General features: G+C 65.6%; 14 protein-coding genes and 1 pseudogene. 12 read left to right on the plus strand and 3 right to left on the minus strand.

All coding sequences use genetic code 11. From position 1 onward, the window contains the following. The first annotated feature begins 143 nt into the window (after positions 1 to 143). The 4 genes from imuA (at position 144) to AC1DSC_RS31320 (ending at position 5,925) form a co-directional block, all read left to right on the plus strand. On the plus strand, positions 144 to 986 hold the full coding sequence (gene imuA / locus AC1DSC_RS31305; RefSeq protein WP_478132007.1) for a translesion DNA synthesis-associated protein ImuA: 843 nt from the start codon (positions 144 to 146) through the stop codon (positions 984 to 986). Continuing rightward, positions 928 to 2,286, plus strand: coding sequence for a Y-family DNA polymerase (locus AC1DSC_RS31310; RefSeq protein ID WP_478132008.1), 1,359 nt, complete (start codon positions 928 to 930; stop codon positions 2,284 to 2,286). The genes imuA and AC1DSC_RS31310 overlap by 59 nt, the downstream gene beginning before the upstream one ends. Before the next feature lie 10 nt (positions 2,287 to 2,296). Continuing rightward, entirely contained in the window at positions 2,297 to 5,419 is a 3,123-nt protein-coding gene (locus tag AC1DSC_RS31315) for an error-prone DNA polymerase (RefSeq protein WP_478132009.1), read from the plus strand. Between the two features lie 128 nt (positions 5,420 to 5,547). After that, entirely contained in the window at positions 5,548 to 5,925 is a 378-nt protein-coding gene (locus AC1DSC_RS31320; protein WP_478132010.1) for a thiamine pyrophosphate-binding protein, read from the plus strand. A gap of 124 nt (positions 5,926 to 6,049) precedes the next feature. On the opposite strand, the gene AC1DSC_RS31325 is transcribed toward AC1DSC_RS31320, so the two are convergent. Next, a complete protein-coding gene (locus AC1DSC_RS31325) occupies positions 6,050 to 6,292 on the minus strand; it encodes a helix-turn-helix domain-containing protein (protein WP_015867300.1) in 243 nt (80 codons plus the stop codon). 188 nt (positions 6,293 to 6,480) lie between these two features. Here AC1DSC_RS31325 and AC1DSC_RS31330 point away from each other — a divergent pair, with 188 nt between their 5' ends. The 3 genes and pseudogenes from AC1DSC_RS31330 to AC1DSC_RS31340 all read left to right on the plus strand — a co-directional run bounded on the left by AC1DSC_RS31330 (position 6,481) and on the right by AC1DSC_RS31340 (position 7,999). Then, positions 6,481 to 7,053: a helix-turn-helix domain-containing protein gene (locus AC1DSC_RS31330; protein WP_041945567.1), complete on the plus strand. Its 573-nt coding sequence runs from the start codon at positions 6,481 to 6,483 to the stop codon at positions 7,051 to 7,053. Between the two features lie 156 nt (positions 7,054 to 7,209). Beyond that, positions 7,210 to 7,452: pseudogene (locus tag AC1DSC_RS31335) on the plus strand (transposase domain-containing protein); the annotation flags it as partial. 58 nt (positions 7,453 to 7,510) lie between these two features. Next, entirely contained in the window at positions 7,511 to 7,999 is a 489-nt protein-coding gene (locus AC1DSC_RS31340) for a hypothetical protein (RefSeq protein WP_478132011.1), read from the plus strand. Between the two features lie 277 nt (positions 8,000 to 8,276). On the opposite strand, the gene AC1DSC_RS31345 is transcribed toward AC1DSC_RS31340, so the two are convergent. Next, on the minus strand, positions 8,277 to 8,954 hold the full coding sequence (locus tag AC1DSC_RS31345) for a tetratricopeptide repeat protein (protein ID WP_478132012.1): 678 nt from the start codon (positions 8,952 to 8,954) through the stop codon (positions 8,277 to 8,279). A 249-nt stretch (positions 8,955 to 9,203) separates the two neighbouring features. Continuing rightward, positions 9,204 to 9,416: a helix-turn-helix domain-containing protein gene (locus tag AC1DSC_RS31350; protein WP_047787280.1), complete on the minus strand. Its 213-nt coding sequence runs from the start codon at positions 9,414 to 9,416 to the stop codon at positions 9,204 to 9,206. Positions 9,417 to 9,621: 205 nt separating this feature from the next. Here AC1DSC_RS31350 and AC1DSC_RS31355 point away from each other — a divergent pair, with 205 nt between their 5' ends. The 5 genes from AC1DSC_RS31355 (at position 9,622) to AC1DSC_RS31375 (ending at position 13,392) form a co-directional block, all read left to right on the plus strand. After that, entirely contained in the window at positions 9,622 to 10,194 is a 573-nt protein-coding gene (locus AC1DSC_RS31355) for a helix-turn-helix domain-containing protein (RefSeq protein WP_478132013.1), read from the plus strand. A 673-nt stretch (positions 10,195 to 10,867) separates the two neighbouring features. Beyond that, entirely contained in the window at positions 10,868 to 11,449 is a 582-nt protein-coding gene (locus AC1DSC_RS31360) for a hypothetical protein (protein ID WP_478132014.1), read from the plus strand. Between the two features lie 7 nt (positions 11,450 to 11,456). Continuing rightward, complete coding sequence (locus tag AC1DSC_RS31365; RefSeq protein ID WP_478132026.1) at positions 11,457 to 12,548, plus strand: relaxase/mobilization nuclease domain-containing protein; 1,092 nt, start codon at positions 11,457 to 11,459, stop codon at positions 12,546 to 12,548. Between the two features lie 481 nt (positions 12,549 to 13,029). After that, positions 13,030 to 13,227: a hypothetical protein gene (locus tag AC1DSC_RS31370; RefSeq protein ID WP_478132015.1), complete on the plus strand. Its 198-nt coding sequence runs from the start codon at positions 13,030 to 13,032 to the stop codon at positions 13,225 to 13,227. A 36-nt stretch (positions 13,228 to 13,263) separates the two neighbouring features. Then, positions 13,264 to 13,392 (plus strand): hypothetical protein, encoded by a 129-nt coding sequence (locus AC1DSC_RS31375; protein WP_268969341.1) that lies wholly within the window; start codon positions 13,264 to 13,266, stop codon positions 13,390 to 13,392. Positions 13,393 to 13,765 lie beyond the last annotated feature (373 nt).

The following is a 13,765-nucleotide window of genomic DNA, read 5'->3' on the forward strand; positions in this document are numbered from 1 at the left end:
CTTCGCCGGACGGGGATTTTCCTTGGGAGTGCAGGCGGGCCGGATTTCACAAAGTGGCATGGGCGGGGCAAATTTGTAAACCTTCTTGCTCACTCGCCTATGCCGGACGGATACTGTTCATCCATACAGCATCTGGAGTCCTTGTGGCCATCCCCCTGTCATGGGCCGATGGCGATGAAGCGCCGTCGGCCCGCGAAAGTTCACCGCCGTCGGAGCGGCCATGGCGCCCGGCCGTCGTGCTGCCGCACGCGGTCGAATCGGCCGTCTGGCGCGGCGATGCGCTCGGCACGCCGGTCACTTCGGCCGTGAGCACAGGGTTCGAACGCCTGGATGCCGAACTGCCGGGCGGCGGCTGGCCCTGCCAGTCGCTGACCGAGGTGCTGCAGGTCCAGCCCTCGGTCCTCGAATGGCGGCTGCTCGCGCCCGCCATGCGCACGCTGGTCGCACAGGGCCGGCAGATCGTGGTGATCGGCCCGCCGAGGGCTCCGCACCTGCCGGGGCTGCACCACCTCGGCCTCGACGAGCGCCACCTGGTCTGGATCGCCGCCGACAAGCCGGTCGAGCGCCTGTGGGCGACCGAGCAGCTCATCAAGGCCAATGCCGCCGGCATGCTCGTGAGCTGGCTGCCGCAGGCCCGCCAGGAGCAGATCCGGCGCCTGCAGGTCTGCGCCCAGGGCTGCGACGGACCCGTCATCCTGTGCCGGCCGGCCGCCGCCGAGCACGAGGCCTCGGCCGCCCCGCTGCGGCTGCAGGCGCGCTTCGGCCTCGACTGGGAGCTGCGCATCCACCTGCTCAAGCGCAAGGGGCCGCCGCACGAGGGGGAACTGACGCTTCCCTCGGTGCCCGGGGGCTTGGAGGCCATCCTCACGCCGCGTCTTCGCCACCCGAGCCGCCTGATCGCGGCGCGTCAATCCCGTGAGCTTTCCCATGCTGTGGGCAGCCCTTCTTCCCGACAGCCTGCCGGCCGACCCGCAGCCGCGCACTGAGGCACTCGACGGCCTCGCAACGTGGTGCCTGCAATTCACGCCCCGCGTCGCGGTCCTCGAAGCGCTTCTGCCGTGCCCGGCGGTCGTGATGGAAGTCGAACAGAGCGTGCGCCTGTTCGGCGGCAAGCGCCGCCTGGTCGAGCGCGTGCGCGAGGAATGCCCCGACCTCGGAGTCCGGCAGCTGAGCTGGGCGCCGACCAGCCTCGCCGCGCTCGCGGTGGCCCGGGCCGGTCTCTCGAACGGTTTCGCGAAGCCGCTCACCCAATTGCTCGATGCGCTGCCGATCGAAACCCTGACGCAGGTCGCGGCTCACCAGGCGACGCTCGCCCGCCTGGGTTGCCGCACGCTGGGCGAAGTGCGGGCCTTGCCGCGCGGCGGCCTGAGCCGCCGCTTCGATGCCCAACTGCTGGCGGCCCTCGACCAGGCCTACGGGCTGCGGCCGGAGACCGAGACCTACCCCTGGGCACAGCTGTCGGAGACCTTCCGCGCCAGGCTCGAGCTGATGGCGCGGGTCGAGCACGCGCCGGCCATGCTGTTCGGGGCGCGCCGCCTGATGCTGCAGATGGCGGGCTGGCTCATGGCGCGGCGGTCCGGCGTGACCGCGTTCACGCTGCGCTGGTGCCATGACGCGATGCGCGCCAGGACCGCCGGTGACGGCGGCGAACTCACCGTCCGCACCGCCCAGGCCACGCGCGACACCGAACACCTGATGCGGCTGCTGGCCGAGCACCTGGGCAAGGTCGAGCTGCTCGCGCCCGTGGGCGACCTGGAGCTGCTGGCGACCGAAGTGCAGTCGCTGGAGGAGAAGAGCCGCTCGATGCTGCCGGAGGCACGGCAATCGGGCGAGAGCCTGGCGCTGGTGCTCGAGCGCATCGCAGCGCGGTTCGGGCCCGACCGCGTGCTGCGCCCGGTCCTCCTCGAAGACCACCGGCTGGAGTGGATGTGCCGCTGGCGTCCGGCGCCCGAACCGGCGCCGCGCACGACCTCCCGCACGGTCGACGTGCCGCAGCCGACCTTCATCCTGCCGAAGCCGCTGCGTCTCGCAACCCAGCACAACCGGCCGATCTACCAGGGCGTGCTGCAGCTGCTCGCCGGGCCGCACCGCGTCGAGGGCGGATGGTGGGACCGCACGCTGGAGGGCGACGGGAGGAATCGGAGTGACGGTGCGCAAGAGACCACGCGCCAGGCGAGCCGCGATTACTGGGTGGCCGTGAGCGAGCACGCCGGCGTGCTGTGGATCTTCCAGATGCGTCTCGCGCAGGACGAGACCGCCTGGTTCCTGCACGGCACCTTCGCCTGAGAGGCCTCCCGTGGACCTGCCCGAGTACGCCGAGCTGCGGTGCGTGAGCAACTTCAGCTTCCTGCGCGGCGCGAGCCAGCCGGACGAGCTGGTCGAGCGCGCGAAGCAGCTGGGCTATACCGCGCTGGCCCTCACCGACGAGTGCAGCCTGGCCGGGGTCGTGCGCGCGCACGTGGCGGCGAAGGACCAGGGCCTGAAGCTGCTGATCGGCAGCCAGTTCCTCGTCGAGGCCGATGAACAGGTCGACGCCGAAGCCGCGCCCTTCACGCTCACCGTGCTGGCCTGCCATCTCGAGGGCTACGGCAATCTTTCGGCGTTCATCACCAAGCTGCGCCGCAACTCGGAGAAAGGGACCTACAAGCTGCCGCTCGCGCAGATCCGCGGCGCCGAACTCGCCGGCTGCGTGGTGCTCGCCTCCCCCCGGCGCATGGCCACGCCGGCGCAGGTGGGCTGGCTCGGGACCTGGTTGCTGCGCGAGTTCCTCGGGCGCTGCTGGTTCGCCGTGGAGAAGCTGCGCCTGCTCGACGACGAGATGTGGCTGCATCGCCTGGGCGAGATCAGCGCGGCGACGGAGATTCCGCTCGTGGCCGCGGGCGACGTGCATTTCCACGTGCGCTCGCGCAAGCCGCTGCAGGACGTGATGACGGCGACGCGCCTGGGCAAGCCGCTGACGGACTGCGGCCTCGAACTGCAGCCCAACGCGGAGCGGCATCTGCGCACCCGGCTGCGGCTCGCGCAGACCTATGCGCCCGAGCTGCTCGCGGAGACGCTCAAGGTGGCGGCGCGCTGCAGCTTCAGTCTCGACGAACTGCGCTACCAGTATCCCGACGAGGTGGTGCCCGCGGGCGAGACGCCGGCCGGGTACCTGCGCCGCCTCACCTACGAGGGGGCCGGGCGCCGCTGGCCCGGTGGCATTCCCGCCAAGGTCCAGGCGCAGATCGAGCACGAGCTCGCGCTCATCGCCGAGCTGAAGTACGAGCACTACTTCCTCACCGTCGCCGACATCGTGATGTTCGCGCGCTCGCGCCACATCCTCTGCCAGGGCCGCGGCAGCGCCGCGAACAGCGTGGTCTGCTACTGCACGGGCGTCACAGAGGTCGACCCGGGCCGCATGAGCGTGCTGTTCGAGCGCTTCATCTCCAAGGAGCGCAACGAGCCGCCGGACATCGACATCGACTTCGAGCACGAGCGGCGCGAGGAGGTGCTGCAGTACCTCTATGCGAAGTACGGGCGCGACCGCGCCGCGATCACCGGGGTCGTGATCAGCTACCGGCCGAAGAGCGCGATCCGGGACGTGGGCAAGGCCCTGGGGATGTCGCCGGAGACGGTGGACGCGCTTGCCAAGGGGCACCAGTGGTGGGACGGAGGGGCGGTGCGGCCCGAGCGGCTGCAGGAGCTCGGCTTGTCTGCGGATTCACTGCAGGTGCAGCAGCTGCTGCACCTCACGGAGCAGCTGATCGGCTTTCCGCGGCACCTGAGCCAGCACACGGGCGGCTTCGTGCTCACCAAGGGGCCGCTGTGCCGCATGGTGCCGATCGAGAACGCCTCCATGCCCGATCGCACCGTGATCGAGTGGGACAAGGACGACCTCGACGCGCTCGGGCTGCTGAAGGTGGACTGTCTCGCGCTCGGCATGCTGACCGCGATCCGCAAGGCTTTGGATTTCATCGGGCTGCGCAAGGGCTGTGTATTCGGCATGCAGGACATCCCGGCCGAGGACGGCACCACCTACGACATGATCTGCAAGGCCGACACCATCGGCGTGTTCCAGATCGAGAGCCGCGCGCAGATGAGCATGCTGCCGCGGCTGAAGCCGCGCTGCTTCTACGACCTGGTGATCGAGGTCGCGATCGTGCGGCCGGGGCCGATCCAGGGCGGCATGGTGCACCCGTACCTGAACCGGCGCCAGGGCCGGGAGCCGGTGGTCTACCCGAGCGAGGCGCTGAAGGAAGCGCTGGGCCGGACCCTGGGCGTGCCGGTGTTCCAGGAGCAGGTGATGCAGATTTCGATTCTGGCGGCGGGCTTCACGCCGGGCGAGGCCGATGGCCTGCGGCGGTCGATGGCGGCGTGGAAGCGCAAGGGCGGCCTGGAGCACTACTACGCGAAGATCGTGGACGGCATGACCGTGCGGGGCTACGAGGAGAGCTTCGCGAAGGCGATCTTCGAGCAGATCAAGGGATTCAGCGAGTATGGGTTTCCGGAAAGCCATGCGGCGTCGTTCGCGCTCCTGGTCTACGCCAGCTGCTGGATCAAGTGCCACCATCCGGCGGAGTTCCTCGCGGCCATGCTGAACTCGCAGCCGCTCGGGTTCTATTCGCCGTCGCAGCTCGTGCAGGACGCGCGGCGCCATGGCGTCGAGGTGCGGCCGGTCGATGTGATGTACAGCGACGTGGACTGCACCTTGGAAGACCTCGCGCATGAACCGGCGGTGCGGCTCGGACTGCGCATGATCGGCGGGCTCAAGTCGGCCTCGGCCGGGCGCATCGTCGAGGCCCGCGCGCAGCAGGTGTTCGACAGCGCGGAGGACCTGGCGCTGCGCGCGAGGCTGGAACTGCATGAGATGAAGCTGCTGGCCGCCGCCGATGCGCTCGCGAGCCTCTCGGGCCACCGGCGCCAGCAGGTCTGGGAAGCGGCGGGGCTGCGCGCGGCGCCTGCGCTATTGCGGGACGCGCCGGTCGACGAGGATTTTCTGGAACTCGAGGCGGCGCCCGAGGGTGAGGAGATCGTGTTCGACTATGCCTCGACCGGCCTGACCTTGCGCCGGCATCCGCTCGCCCTGCTGCGCGAGCGCCTGGCGCGGCGCGGGCTCATGACGGCGCGGGATCTCGACGGGATCGACAACGGCGAGCAGGTGAGCCACTGCGGCATCGTGACCTTGCGCCAGCAGCCCGAGACGGCGAAGGGCACGATCTTCGTGACGCTGGAAGACGAGACGGGCGTGGTGCAGGTGATCGTCTGGAAGAGCCTCAGGGACGTGCAGCGCCAAGAACTGCTGGGCGCGCGGCTCATGGCTGTCCACGGCAGGTGGCAGCGCGAGGGAGCGGTGAAGAACCTGGTTGCGACGCGGCTGGAAGATCTGACGCCGCTGCTGGGGCGGTTGGCGGGGGCGACGGTGAGCCGGGATTTCCGGTAGGAATCGACGTAGTAATGGCCTACCTGCGGCGGCCGCCGACATGGTGACTGACCTTGCCGCTGCGGCCGCTTCCATCGACACGCCGGCTATCCGCCAAGGCGGCCAACTTCACGGCGGAGGACTGACGCATGGCCCTGCAGATCAACGGCGCGCAGGCGCTGGTGCGCTTGCTTCTCGCGGCGCAGGTGCGCGAAGTCTTCGGCATTGTTGGCGGCAAGCTGGGGCCGCTGCTGCACGCCGTCGCGCAGCAGGAGCAATTGCGTTTCGTCGGGGTGCGGCACGAGGGCACGGGGCCCATGATGGCGGCCGCAGCCCATGCCGCACCGGGGCGGATCGCGGTGGCGCTGGGCGAGAGGGGGCCGGGCGGCCTCAACATGGCCTCCGGTCTTGGCGTGGCCTTGAACAACAACCTGCCGCTTCAATGGACGTCGGTATGTCTCGCTTTTGAGACGAGGACTTCCGAATCACCGGTAGCTAGGCGCCGGCTCCAGTCAAAGTCGCTATAGCGTCCTCAGGTGCTGTTTGCAGGCGCGGCACCGGTCCAAATAGAGCGGCCGGCGCACTCAAGAGAGGTCTGTATTGGGGGCGCAGAAGGGCGCGAGACGCTTCGGATCGTTGATCCGGCGGCGACTATTCCTCGAGAAGCTGATACGGCCTGAGATTCAGTGCCAAAGCGAGACGCTCGAGATTGTCGAGTGAAATGTTGCGAGCCTGACGCTCAACGTGGGCGACGAACGTCCGATGCAGTCCTGCTTCGAACGCCAAAGCCTCCTGGGACCACCCCTTTGCTCCGCGCTGGCGGATCAAATTCAAAGCAAGCACCTCCCTCGCCGAGGCTTGGGGTTGCTTCGAAGAATTCCTTGGACTGGTCACGGGGGAAGTCTTCGAGAAAGCTGCTTTTACGTCAGCCGTGTTTGAGTCACAATCGAAAGACCTGATGGCTCTACAAGAGGTCTGTGGTCATGCGAAACATTCGGGTGCCGTCGCCATTTCCCACTGTGCATTTGCCGAAACTGCCGGCGTCGGTCACACGCGTTCGGCCGAGGCAACCCGCTCCTGTCGTGCGCAGCCTGTCTGCGGCGCGCATCGGTGCGCAGGTGAGGGCGCTGCGCATGGCGGCCGAGGTGTCTGGCGGCGAACTGGCCAAGACCTCGGGGATTTCTGCCTCGATGCTTTCGCGCATCGAGCGCGGGCTGGTCTCGCCTTCGGTGGAGACCCTGGAGCGTCTCGCGAATGGTTTGGGGGTGCCGACGTCGCGGTTCTTCGGGGACCAGGCGCGGCGCACGGACTTCTGCCATGTGCGCGCAGGACATGGTGTCCTGGTCGATCGCATCGGCGCGGTGGCGGACTACCGCTACGAGCTGTTGGGCCATCTGCTGTCGGGCAACCTGTTCGTCGAGCCCTACCTGGTCACGCTGCTGCCCGGCGCCGATCCCTATGTGACCTTCCAGCACCCGGGCCTGAAGTTCCTGTATTTCCTGTCCGGGGAGGTCCGCTACCGTTACGGCGGCAGGACTGCGGAGGTGAGGGCAGGGGACTCGCTGCTGTTCGATGCGACCGCACTGCATGGGATCGAGGCCATCCAGACCCAGCCGGTCTCCTACCTGTCGGTGGTGTTCACGCTGCGGGAGTAGGCTGCTCTTGGCGGCACTGCCGCGCAACGCGCGGCGATGCGGATGCCCATCGATGGTTCCCCCGTGAATTCGCTGCGGGCCGAATTCACCTCTCTGCCCGGCTCTATTTCTCGGTGTTCGGCATGCCGAACATCGAAAAAATCTCGAACGGGTAATCGCAAGAACGACCTGCATCTCGGCCCGGACAATGGCGGGCACAGCGCGGCGGTGATTTACACCTTGATCGGCTCGGCCAAGCTCGTCGGCCTCGATCCGCAGGCCTACTTGCGCCACGTGCTCGAGCGCATCGCCGGCCATCCGAGCAACCGCATCGACGAGTTGCTGTCGTGGGCGGTCGCCAGTGAGCTTGCCAAGGCGGCGCCGACGAGCTCACCGCCGACCGACAGGCTCGCGGCCTGAGCGCATCGCCGCTGGCAAAATCGCCAGCATGCGTGTCAAGCAGATCGAAGATCTCCCCATGGCCACAAGCGCTGAGCTGTACCAGCTCAGCTGGGTCATCGAGCAGCTCATGGCCGACCCCAGGCGCATCGTGCAGGCGCGCTCGCAGCTGCACATGGGCCAACTGGTGAAGTACTGGGACTGGGGCACCGGCAAGCTGCGTGAGGCTCGCATCGCGGCGATGAAAGACCGGCAGGTCACGCTGATCGACGAGCAAAGCAAACAGCGCTTCAGCGTGCTGTACGCGGCCGTCGTGCCGGTCGAGGATCAGCAGGCAGGCGCGTCACCCTCACCAGCGACCGCAGCGCCGCTGAGGCCGCCGCCGGAGATCCATCACAAGCAGGACTTCCGCGTCGGCCAGCGCGTGAGCTTCACCGACCAAAGCCTCAAGCGCCACGTCGGAGAAATCGTTCGGCTCAACCAGCGCACAGCCACTGTTCACTGCGACGGCCGCGCATGGCGCGTGGCGTTCGCTCTGCTTCAGCGCGTCGCAGACATCACGCCCTAAACGGTCCAGCCGTCAACAACGGCCTCGAGCGGACTATTACTCAGCTTCTTGAGATCTACGGTGATCTCAGGTTGGAAAAGCCGAGGGTAGTTCTCACCTCCCATCTGTTCGATCAGAACGACAATCACATGGACCAGATCCCACATGCCTTCTATGCGGGCTCTGGAACTTTCCGCAGACGTTCGGGGGAGCCACCCTCTAAGGCCGCGTCGCGCTGGCTTCAGCTCGTGCTCAACTGCAATCTGGGCTGCCGCACCTGCCGTGGGCAGTTCGGGTGCTACGTGCCTTCCTCTTCGAGACATTGAGCGATCGCATCATGAACTGCCACTTTCTCCGGATCCACTGGATAGCCGTAGCTCCCTTGCCGATGAAAAGCCGCCAGGTACCGGTGAGCCGAAGACAGGCCCCCCTCTGCAGCTGATGCAATCCACTTGGCACCAGAGAGCTGCAAACCGGGATCGTCGCTCAAGATAAGCTGGGCTCCGACAAGACACTGACTGAGCGGATCGCCGGCCTGTGCAGGCGCCAAAAGAAGATCGATCGCACCAGATTCATTTTTCGGTACGAGTTCGGAATGCCCGCTCAACATCAGCATTCCCAGTGAGACCATCGCAGGAAGGTGGCCCTCCTCAACGAGCTCGCCAAGCATAGCGACTCCGCGTTGCGGCTGCCGCTCCACTTGCCTTCCGCTAATCAGATACGACGCCAGCGCGCGTTTCGCGTCCTGGCTGCCGTTGTTGGCCGCGGTCTCACACCACTTGAAGGCCAACGTCTCATCCTTGTGTCCCGTAAGTCCGACGGAGGAGAGAACGGATAAAGCACATTGGGCGCCAACATCTCCTTCTTGCGCAAGTCGTAGACACCTGGCATGTGCTTCGGCGGATTGTTCGGGCAACGAGAATCCTTGCTCGCGCAAATACGAGACGGCGTTCTTTCGCGACATCGCATCTTTCACGGACATAACCTTGCGATCAAGACGGACCAAGTGGCAACGGAGCTACCGGATAAGCAGGATCCGGCGGCATTTTTACGTGCAGGGTACCCGGGCTGCAGCTTAAAAGGCGAACGGCTCGGTGATGTCGGGGGCCCACTGCGCTCGATTCGAGCGCGCTGATGGAATCGAGCCATTCATCCGCGTGCCGTGTCTTGTCTGTTAGTGGTCTTTACACAGCGTGGGTGCCAGCGAACAAGCCCGCGTGATTGACTATATGCCAGCAAACAACTCGCTCAACGGCATTCCTAGTGCGGTTGCGAAGGTCTGCAGTGCATCAAGCGACGGGTTGGCTCCGCCCGTCTCCACCCTGCTCATGTAGGTGCGCGCGAAACCGCATCGATCGGCGAAGGCCTCTTGGGTCATGCCGGTAGCGATCCGCAGCAGGCGGATGCGTTCTCCAAATCGACGACGCACAGACTTCATGTGCGACGGATGGTCGTGTCATGTGATTTAATCGTGAACACACTAATCGTGACATCGAAGATGGGCATCAGCAGATGAATGCATCGCCAGCGGCAGCGAAATTCAAATGACGCGTCACCAAATTCCCTCACCTCTGCCCACGGTTCGGCCCCTGCGGCTACCAATCTCGATCACACGCGTCCGGGCGCGGCAACCAGCACCTGTCGTGCGCAGCCTGTCCGCGGCCCGCATCGGCGCGCAGGTGAGGGCGCTGCGCATGGCGGCCGAGGTGTCTGGCGGCGCGCTGGCGAAGGCCTCTGGGATTTCTGCCTCGATGCTCTCGCGCATTGAGCGCGGGTTGGTCTCGCCTTCGGTGGAGACGTTGGAGCGCCTCGCGCAGGGCCTGCATGTGCCGACCTCACGCTTCTTCAGTGATCAGGCGCGGCGCACGGACTTTTGCCATGTGCGCGCAGGACATGGTGTCTTGGTCGATCGCATCGGGGCGGTGGCGGATTACCGCTACGAGCTGCTGGGCCACCTGCTGTCGGGCAACCTGTTCGTCGAGCCCTACCTGGTCACGCTGCTGCCCGGCGCCGATCCCTACGTGACCTTCCAGCACCCGGGTCTCAAGTTCCTGTACTTCCTGTCCGGGGAGGTTAGCTACCGTTACGGCGGCAGGACTGCGGAGGTGAGGGCAGGGGACTCACTGCTGTTCGATGCGACCGCACTGCATGGGATCGAGGCCATCCAGACCCAGCCGGTCTCATACCTGTCGGTAGTGTTCACGCTGCGAGAGTAGGCTGTTCTTGGGGCCTTGCCCCGCAGCGCGGGTGATACGGATGCCCATTCGATGGTTCCCCCGCGAATTCGCTGCGTGCCGAATTCACCTCTCTGTCCGGCTCTATTTCTAGGTGTTCGGCATGCCGAACACCTAGAAAGTCTCGAACGGCAGCATCAGCGGAGTCTTCTGCTTGATGGGGCGGTGAGTAAGCCATGCAGCGGCTGTGTGGGCTTGCTTTGCGAGCGGAATGAATTTTCGGATTCGGTAGCCTGGACGCGGCGGTCGCAGGACGACTTCGAAATTTCGAGGGCAAAGTCCTAGTGCGGCTACGAGGGCGGGCCCGTTCCGTCTACTTCCGTAATGTTCGGCGTGCCGAACATTGATGGAGGCCTTCGAGCTGTCGATCGACGGCAACGCTCCGGGGCCGCGAAACGGCGAGGTGAGACTGACGCTGGAATTCCGAGGGCAACGTCCTTGTGCGGCCATGAGGGCGGGATCGTTCCGTCTACCTCCGTAATGTTCGGCATGCCGAACATTGATGGAGGGCGCCGAACTGCCGATCGACCGCAACGCTCCGGAGCCGTGAAACGGCGAGGGGAGTTCGACGCTGAATTCCGAGGGCAAAGTCCTTGTGCGGCTATGAGGGCAGGATAGACTGCCGTCAGACATTGTTAACAGCGACGGCGTTGCAATGACCAAGACCTCTCGATCGAGCCGTGTGATCGCCACCCGGGTGCCGCCCGAAACGAGGGCGTGCTTCGCCGCACTGGCCGCGCGTCATCATCTCAGTGCGTCGAGCCTGCTCGCGAAAATGGTCGACGAGGTCCTCAAGACCCACGGCGACACCTCGCCGGGCTCGGGTGCACAGCGATTCCCACACGAATCGGAAAACCGCCCCCGCGTGGCGGATCGCATCACGCTGCGGCTTCGCCAAGGCGATCGCGCGCTGGCGACAGAGCGGGCCCATTCCCGCGGGATGAAGACAGCCAGCTACCTGGCCCTCCTGATCCACAACCATGTGCGTGACGCGGCCGTGCTGCCGCCGAACGAACTGGACCAGATCAAAGTGACCGGCGCCCGACTGGCTGCGCTGCAACGACAGCTTCGAACGTTCGGCACGCCGAACACTCAGCCAGCGACGGTGGCACCGGACCTCAGTGAAGCGATTGCGTCAGTCCGGCGGGAAGTCGAAGTGGCACGCGAAGCCACGGCCGCCCTCGTGCGGCGCAACCTCATCAGCTGGGAGACCGGCGCCGGGAGTGCCCATGCCTGAACAGAGGATGCGCGCAGGCCGAAGCGACCGCGGCCCGGCCGGTGCGCCGCGCGACATGACCCTGGACATCGTGAGCTACGGCCGGCGAGGACCGGGCGGCACGCTGCGCCTCGGGGCCGACCAGATCGCGCAGATCCAGCGCACGGTGGGGCGCACGCCCGAGGTGATGGTGAAGGTCTCCGGCGGCGGCCGGGACATCGGCGGCGTCGAGGCCCATCTGCGCTACATCGGCCGGCACGGCAAGCTGCCGATCGAAACCGACGAGGGGCTGACGCCGCAGGGCCGGGGTGCAGGCAAGGAGATCGCGGCCGACTGGCAGCTGAAGCTTTGCAGAAGCCAGTACAAGCCGAAACCCGCGCCGGGGCAGAAAGACACGCGTGCGAAGCTGGTGCACAACATCGTCCTGTCCATGCCCGCCGGCACGCCGCCGGACAAGGTACGGGCTGCCGCCCGCGTCTTTGCGCGCGAGAACTTCGCGCTGCAGTATCGCTACGCCATGGTGCTGCACACCGATCAGCCGCACCCGCATGTGCACCTGGTGGTCAAGTGCGAGCACGAGTTCGAGCCCGGCCAGCGCCTCTACATCCGAAAGGACACGCTGCGCCAGTGGCGCGAGCAGTTCGCCGCACTGATGCGAGAGCAGGGCGTGGCGGCCAATGCCACGCCGCGCCAAGTGCGAGGGCAGACCCGCAAGCCGTACAGGGATGCGATCCATCATCGGCTGCGCGCGCTTCGGGCATTCGGGCAACTGCCCTTGAGCGACCGAGCCAGGCATCGGTCGCCGAAGACCTCGACCTTCATGCGCGCCAAGCTGGAGAGCCTGCTCCAGGCACTGAGGTCGGGGCGAGGCGCCGTGGATGACGGCCAAGAGAAGATGCGAAACACCCGGCGGGCAGTGGTCGCAGATTGGCGCGCCACAGCAGATGCGCTTCGCAGACGGGGCGAGACAAGTCTTGCCGACCAAGTGGATCATTTCGTCGCACGAATGCCGGACGTGCAGACCGAAGCGCAGCGATTGGCGGAGCGTTGGAGAGGGGCGGAGAGAAGTCGAGTGCTGGAGCACGCGAAGGACCAGCCCATGCTGCCAAAGATTCGGTGAATGGCTGCGCTCGTGCGACTGGTGAGGCAAGGCTTGCGGCTGTGGCACGTGAACCTTCGTGCGATTGGATGCCCCGCAACTTCGCGCGCACCGAGGTCCCTCACAGCTGCAAGCTTTCGAGCTGCCCTGCCTGCGGACGTGCCTTGTCTTGGCCTCGCTGAAGAATGGCGCCACCTGACCCAGTCGTGTGCGAAATTGGTAAGGGCGAATGCGGCCAAAGTCCGGAGTTTTGTGACCGATCAACGTCCATTCATGAAAAGCTACGTCCTTGCTCTCGATCTCGAAGGCACATTGATCTCAAATGCGATGAGCCAGATACCGTGGCCAGGTCTGGCTGGATTCCTGAATCGTTGCGCTGAACTTTTTCCCCGCATCGTCATGTTCACCCCACTGTCAAGGAAGAACGGTTCAGGAAGATCGCGCGCTTATTGGTGGACGAGGGCGTCGCGCCCCCCTGGTTTGCGGAAGTGGAATACATCACTTGGCAAGGCGAGACAAAAACCTTCGGTTTGTCCCTGGCGTACATCCACATCAAGTATTGCCGGTCGATGACTTTGAGAAGTACGTTCATCTCGGCCAAGAAGCACAGTGGCTGCAAATTGAGCACTTTGACCATCCCTACAGTTCAGCGGATACCGGCCTCGCCAACATGCTCAACACACTGGCGGCGCGTATTTGATAGATGACCTTCGGCGGGCGAACTGAGTTTTTCCACGTGGACGCACTTAGCGCATCACGGGGCGGCTTACAAAACTATCAATTTGCAGAGATCAACACCCGCGTTCTGCTGCTGGCCAAGCTTGTCGAGGAAACCAAGTCCGTTCGAATCTCTCTCCCAGAATGAAGGGGCGGACTTTCGGTTGCTGCGACTGCACGCCGACCGGGTCCGTGTCGGCTATCGGGGCTGAGGCAATACCCTCGGTGTGGCTGTTGCGGCACCTCACCCGCGCCGCCATCGCCGCCTCATTTCAGTCGCGGTATCAAGCGACGTCAGCAACTGGCTCCGGGAGCCAGTTGGTCGTGTCGCCCGACACGCGGTCGTCGTCGTCGGCACTTGTCGGATCGCGTTGGGAGTGCGCAAACGCATCCCGCAATGCTGCGGGCGACCATTCGTCGTATTGGACCCACACATCCCGCAGCGAAATGTAGGCCGTATTGATTACGTTCGGCCGGCGGTCTCGCGAACAGGTCGGATCTGTGAATTTGTACCGCGCGTC

The sequence above is a fragment of the Variovorax sp. 01N425 genome, from assembly GCF_056399465.1.

What these genes read in the sequence shown, in the direction of transcription:
- AC1DSC_RS31310 (WP_478132008.1), top strand. Translation starts at nt 928, where the DNA reads ATGCTGTGGGCAGCCCTTCTTCCCGACAGCCTGCCGGCCGACCCGCAG.
- AC1DSC_RS31320 (WP_478132010.1), top strand. Translation starts at nt 5,548, where the DNA reads ATGGCCCTGCAGATCAACGGCGCGCAGGCGCTGGTGCGCTTGCTTCTC.
- AC1DSC_RS31340 (WP_478132011.1), top strand. Translation starts at nt 7,511, where the DNA reads ATGGCCACAAGCGCTGAGCTGTACCAGCTCAGCTGGGTCATCGAGCAG.
- AC1DSC_RS31350 (WP_047787280.1), bottom strand. Translation starts at nt 9,416, where the DNA reads ATGAAGTCTGTGCGTCGTCGATTTGGAGAACGCATCCGCCTGCTGCGG.
- AC1DSC_RS31360 (WP_478132014.1), top strand. Translation starts at nt 10,868, where the DNA reads ATGACCAAGACCTCTCGATCGAGCCGTGTGATCGCCACCCGGGTGCCG.
- AC1DSC_RS31365 (WP_478132026.1), top strand. Translation starts at nt 11,457, where the DNA reads ATGCGCGCAGGCCGAAGCGACCGCGGCCCGGCCGGTGCGCCGCGCGAC.